The sequence below is a fragment of the Streptomyces sp. NPDC058964 genome (assembly GCF_042741275.1).
Taxonomy (GTDB): Bacteria; Actinomycetota; Actinomycetes; order Streptomycetales; family Streptomycetaceae; genus Streptomyces.
Genome location: NZ_JBHYKH010000117.1, coordinates 1 through 5,766, shown reverse-complemented (window position 1 = coordinate 5,766; position 5,766 = coordinate 1). Strand labels below are relative to the sequence as shown.

The 5,766-nt window shown below is 68.9% G+C and carries 4 protein-coding genes; 2 read left to right on the top strand and 2 right to left on the bottom strand.

Going from position 1 to position 5,766, the window contains the following annotated elements:
- Positions 1 to 75: 75 nt before the first annotated feature.
- Positions 76 to 765 (top strand): response regulator, encoded by a 690-nt coding sequence (locus tag ACFW2E_RS16985; protein ID WP_384467098.1) that lies wholly within the window; start codon positions 76 to 78, stop codon positions 763 to 765.
- Positions 766 to 768: 3 nt separating this feature from the next.
- Here ACFW2E_RS16985 and ACFW2E_RS16980 read toward each other — a convergent pair whose 3' ends face one another.
- Positions 769 to 1,971, bottom strand: a complete 1,203-nt coding sequence (locus ACFW2E_RS16980) for a winged helix-turn-helix domain-containing protein (protein ID WP_384467096.1) — start codon at positions 1,969 to 1,971, stop codon at positions 769 to 771.
- 56 nt (positions 1,972 to 2,027) lie between these two features.
- Complete coding sequence (locus ACFW2E_RS16975; protein WP_384467094.1) at positions 2,028 to 2,606, bottom strand: GNAT family N-acetyltransferase; 579 nt, start codon at positions 2,604 to 2,606, stop codon at positions 2,028 to 2,030.
- 290 nt (positions 2,607 to 2,896) lie between these two features.
- Here ACFW2E_RS16975 and secA point away from each other — a divergent pair, with 290 nt between their 5' ends.
- Entirely contained in the window at positions 2,897 to 5,713 is a 2,817-nt protein-coding gene (gene secA / locus ACFW2E_RS16970; protein WP_384467092.1) for a preprotein translocase subunit SecA, read from the top strand.
- The last annotated feature ends 53 nt before the right edge of the window (positions 5,714 to 5,766 follow it).

Genomic DNA, 5,766 nt, shown 5'->3' with positions numbered 1-5,766 from the left:
CTATCTGGTGCTCAAAGTTTGGCGAAAATTTAGCAACTTTTCCCAACGGGGTTCCCGCACGCCGGGTGCGTGGGCATGGGCCCGGACACGGGCACTCCACGCAAGGAGCCGATCAGAGTCCTCGTCGTGGACGACCACGCCCTCTTCCGCCGCGGACTGGAGATCGTGCTCGCCGCCGAGGAGGACATCCAGGTCGTCGGCGAGGCGGGGGACGGCGCCGAGGCCGTCGACAAGGCGGCCGACCTGCTGCCCGACATCGTGCTGATGGACGTACGGATGCCCAAGCGGGGCGGGATCGAGGCGTGCACCTCCATCAAGGAGGTCGCACCCAGTGCCAAGATCATCATGCTGACGATCAGTGACGAGGAGGCCGACCTCTACGACGCCATCAAGGCGGGCGCCACCGGCTATCTCCTCAAGGAGATCTCGACGGACGAGGTGGCCACCGCCATTCGCGCGGTGGCCGACGGGCAGTCACAGATCAGCCCCTCCATGGCGTCGAAACTGCTCACCGAGTTCAAGTCGATGATCCAGCGGACGGACGAGCGCCGGCTCGTGCCCGCCCCCCGGCTGACGGACCGTGAGCTGGAGGTCCTCAAGCTCGTCGCCACGGGAATGAACAATCGCGACATCGCGAAGGAGTTGTTCATCTCCGAGAACACCGTGAAGAACCACGTCCGCAACATCCTGGAGAAGCTGCAGTTGCACTCCAGGATGGAGGCCGTGGTGTACGCGATGCGGGAGAAGATCCTCGAAATCCGGTAGGCGTCAGGCGAGGAGACGGGCGAGTTCCCTCGTGAGGGGCTCGCGCAGTTCGGGGGCGTCCACCCGTTCCACCCGCACGTCCGTGCAGTCCACCCAGTTCGCCGCCTCGACCAGGGCCTGGGCCACGGCCGGGGCCGCCTTCACGCCGCCCAGGGTGACCTGCCGGGCCACCAGGGTGCGGCCCTCGCGTGCCGGGTCGACGCGGCCGACGAGGCGCCCTCCGGACAGGACCGGCATCGCGAAGTAGCCGTAGACCCTCTTCGGCTTGGGGACGTACGCCTCCAGGCGATGGGTGAAGCCGAAGATCCGTTCCGTGCGGGCGCGCTCCCAGATCAGGGAGTCGAACGGGGACAGCAGCGTGGTGCGGTGACGGCCGCGCGCCGGCGTCTCCAGCGCCGCCGGGTCGGCCCAGGCCGGCTTGCCCCAGCCCTCCACCGCGACCGGCACCAGGCCCGAGTCCGCGATCACTGCATCGACCTGATCGCCCTTGAGACGGTGGTAGTCGGCGATGTCCGCGCGCGTGCCGACGCCGAGGGACTGGCCCGCCAGCCGGACCAGACGGCGCAGGCACTCGGCGTCGTCCAGTTCGTCGTGCAGCAGAGCGTCCGGGATCGCGCGCTCGGCGAGGTCGTACACCCGCTTCCAGCCGCGGCGCTCCACGCACACCACCTCCCCGTACATCAGCGCCCGCTCGACCGCGACCTTGGAGCCGGACCAGTCCCACCACTCGCTGGTGCGCTTGGCGCCGCCCAACTCGGTGGCCGTGAGCGGGCCTTCGGCGCGGAGCTGCTTGATGACCTGGTCGTAGGCGCCCTCGGGGAGTTCATGCGCCCAGTGCGGGCGGTCGCGGTAGGCGCGCCGGCGGAAGGCGAAGTGGGGCCACTCCTCGACCGGGAGGATGCACGCCGCGTGCGACCAGTACTCGAAGGCGTGCGGTCGTGCCGAGGGCGCGCCCTCGGACACGGGATTCCAGTAGGCGGCCTCCACCGTCCGGCGGCCCACGGCGCCCAGGCGGGCGTACGGGATGAGCTCGTGGGAGCGGGCGAGGACCGAGATGGTGTCGAGCTGGACCGCGCCGAGGTGGCGCAGGACGCCCCGGACGCCTGCCCGGTGATCGGGACTGCCGAGGAATCCCTGGGCCCGCAGGGCGATGCGGCGGGCGTCGTCCGCAGAGAGTTCGGTGGCGGGGCGCGGAAGGGTCGTCATGCGTTCGGACGATAGACGGTGGGACTGACAGCCCGCGATGAGCTGGGGTTTTCCGGCTACGTCCGTGGTTCGGGCGCCGGCAGGTAGGGCGCCGCCGAGGGCAGCCCCAGGTCGGACGGCAGCAGGGAGCCCACCCAGCAGTCCCGGCGTACTCCTTTGTTGTTGACGGCGGAGCGCAGCGTGCCTTCCATCGTGAAGCCCGCGCGTTCCGCGACCGCGCGGGAGGCGTGGTTGCCGACCTCGGCCCGCCACTCCAGCCGGTCGACGCAGGCCGCGGTGAAGGCCCAGCGGGCGGCGGCGAGGGAGGCCTCCACGATGTAGCCGTTGCCGCGGTGGGGCTTCGCCGCCCAGAAGCCGATCTCGCCCACGCCGAGTGAACGCATGGTGATGCCGAGCATCCCCACCAGGTCCCCCCGGGGCAGGAAGACGCCGAAGGTGAACATCGAGCTGTCGGCCCAGCCGTCCGGGACCATCTGCTCCGTGAAACCCTGCGCGTGCTCCGGCAGGTAGGGGGACGGGATGGTGGTCCAGCGCTGGATGTCCGGGTCCTGTGCGGCGGCGTACACCGCGTCGGTGTCCTGCGCGCCGACCGTGCGCAGGAGCAGCCGGCCGGTGGTGAGAGTGACGGGTTCCATCGCCCGATTCTGCTCGGCCGCCGTCCGGGGCGCCATCCTCACGGGAAGGGCGTCTTCGCGCCGTGTGTGAGCACGTGATCACGTTTCGCGCAATTCTCCGGAGCGATGCGGCACTATCCGCGCATCCCGCCCGTTGTCCCCTGTGGAAGCGAGCGGTAAATCGGCGGCGGACGGCCGTCGACCCGCCAGGCCTCCCGGCGTGGCCGTGTCCTCGCATACGATGGCCGTTGCTCAGTACGTCAAATGGAAACCGACCGTCCCAGGCCCGACCGGCAAGGAGACTAGCCCCCGTGTCCGTCCTCTCGAAGATCATGCGTGCAGGCGAAGGCAAGATCCTGCGCAAGCTGCACCGCATCGCGGACCAGGTCAACTCCATCGAAGAGGACTTCGTCGACCTCTCCGACGCCGAGCTGCGGGCCCTCACCGATGAGTACAAGCAGCGCTATGCCGACGGTGAGAGCCTGGACGACCTGCTCCCGGAGGCGTTCGCCACCGTCCGCGAGGCCGCCAAGCGCGTCCTGGGCCAGCGGCACTACGACGTGCAGCTCATGGGTGGCGCCGCCCTCCACCTCGGCTACGTCGCCGAGATGAAGACCGGCGAGGGCAAGACCCTCGTCGGCACCCTGCCCGCTTATCTGAACGCCCTCTCCGGAGACGGCGTCCACCTCATCACGGTCAACGACTACCTGGCCGAGCGCGACTCCGAGATGATGGGCCGCGTCCACAAGTTCCTGGGCCTGAACGTCGGCTGCATCCTGGCCAACATGACGCCGGCCCAGCGCCGCGAGCAGTACGAGTGCGACATCACGTACGGCACGAACAACGAGTTCGGCTTCGACTACCTGCGCGACAACATGGCGTGGTCCAAGGACGAGCTCGTCCAGCGCGGCCACAACTTCGCCATCGTCGACGAGGTCGACTCCATCCTGGTCGACGAGGCCCGTACGCCGCTGATCATCTCCGGCCCGGCCGACCAGGCCACCAAGTGGTACGGCGACTTCGCCAAGCTCGTCACGCGCCTGAAGAAGGGCGAGGCGGGCAACCCGCTCAAGGGCGTCGAGGAGACCGGCGACTACGACGTCGACGAGAAGAAGCGCACGGTCGCCATCCACGAGGCCGGCGTCTCCAAGGTCGAGGACTGGCTGGGCATCGACAACCTCTACGAGTCGGTGAACACCCCGCTGGTCGGCTACCTCAACAACGCCATCAAGGCCAAGGAGCTCTTCAAGAAGGACAAGGACTACGTCGTCATCGACGGCGAGGTCATGATCGTCGACGAGCACACCGGCCGTATCCTCGCCGGCCGCCGCTACAACGAGGGCATGCACCAGGCGATCGAGGCGAAGGAAGGGGTGGACATCAAGGACGAGAACCAGACGCTCGCCACGATCACCCTGCAGAACTTCTTCCGCCTCTACAAGAAGCTCTCCGGCATGACCGGTACGGCGATGACCGAGGCCGCCGAGTTCCACCAGATCTACAAGCTCGGCGTGGTCCCGATCCCGACGAACAAGCCGATGATCCGCAAGGACCAGTCGGACCTGATCTACCGCACCGAGGTCGCCAAGTTCGAGGCCGTCGTCGACGACATCGCCGAGAAGCACGAGAAGGGCCAGCCGATCCTGGTCGGCACCACCTCGGTCGAGAAGTCCGAGTACCTCTCGCAGCAGCTCAGCAAGCGCGGCATCCAGCACGAGGTGCTCAACGCCAAGCACCACGAGCGCGAGGCGCAGATCGTCGCCCAGGCCGGCCGCAAGGGCGCCGTCACGGTCGCCACGAACATGGCCGGCCGTGGTACGGACATCAAGCTCGGCGGCAACCCCGAGGACCTCGCCGAGGCGGAGCTGCGCCAGCGCGGCCTCGACCCCGAGGAGCACATCGAGGAGTGGGCCCACGCCCTGCCCGCCGCCCTGGAGCGTGCCGGGCTGGCGGTCAAGGCCGAGAAGGAAGAGGTCGAGGAGAGCGGCGGCCTCTACGTGCTGGGCACCGAGCGGCACGAGTCGCGCCGTATCGACAACCAGCTGCGCGGTCGTTCCGGCCGTCAGGGCGACCCGGGCGAGTCCCGCTTCTACCTCTCCCTCGGCGACGATCTGATGCGGCTGTTCAAGGCCCAGATGGTCGAGCGCGTGATGTCCATGGCGAACGTGCCGGACGACGTGCCGATCGAGAACAAGATGGTGACGCGCGCGATCGCCTCCGCCCAGTCGCAGGTCGAGCAGCAGAACTTCGAGACCCGTAAGAACGTCCTGAAGTACGACGAGGTCCTCAACCGGCAGCGCGAGGTCATCTACGGCGAGCGCCGCCGCGTCCTGGAGGGCGAGGACCTGCACGAGCAGGTGCAGCACTTCATGGACGACACGATCGACGCCTACATCGGTGCCGAGACCGCCGAGGGCTTCCCGGAGGACTGGGACCTCGACCGGCTGTGGGGCGCGTTCAAGCAGCTCTACCCGGTGAAGGTCACCATCGACGAGCTGGAGGACGCGGCCGGCGACCGGGCCGGGCTGACCGCCGAGTTCATCTCCGAGTCCATCAAGGACGACATCCACGAGCAGTACGCGGCGCGCGAGGCGCAGCTCGGCTCCGAGATCATGCGTGAGCTGGAGCGCCGGGTCGTGCTGTCGGTCCTGGACCGCAAGTGGCGCGAGCACCTCTACGAGATGGACTACCTCCAGGAGGGCATCGGCCTGCGCGCGATGGCGCAGAAGGACCCGCTGGTCGAGTACCAGCGCGAGGGCTTCGACATGTTCACCGCGATGATGGACGGCATCAAGGAGGAGTCCGTCGGCTACCTGTTCAACCTGGAGGTCCAGGTCGAGCAGCAGGTCGAGGAGGTCCCGGTCGAGGACGCCCAGCCGGTGGCCGAGGGCGTCCAGGACGCGGTGCCGGCCCAGGCGGGCTCACGCCCGGAGATCCGCGCCAAGGGGCTCGACGCCCCGCAGCGGCGCGGCCTGCACTTCTCCGCGGCGACCGTGGACGGTGAGGGCGGCCTCGTCGAGGGCGACTTCACGTACGACGACGACGAGCCCGTGCGCTCCGAGTCCGACGGTCTCACGCGCGCGGAGCGCCGCAAGCAGGCCAAGGGCGGACGCCGCCGCAAGAAGTGACCGTGCGGTGCCTGCGGGCACCGTGGCCGGGGGGGGGGGGGGGGCGGGCGCGC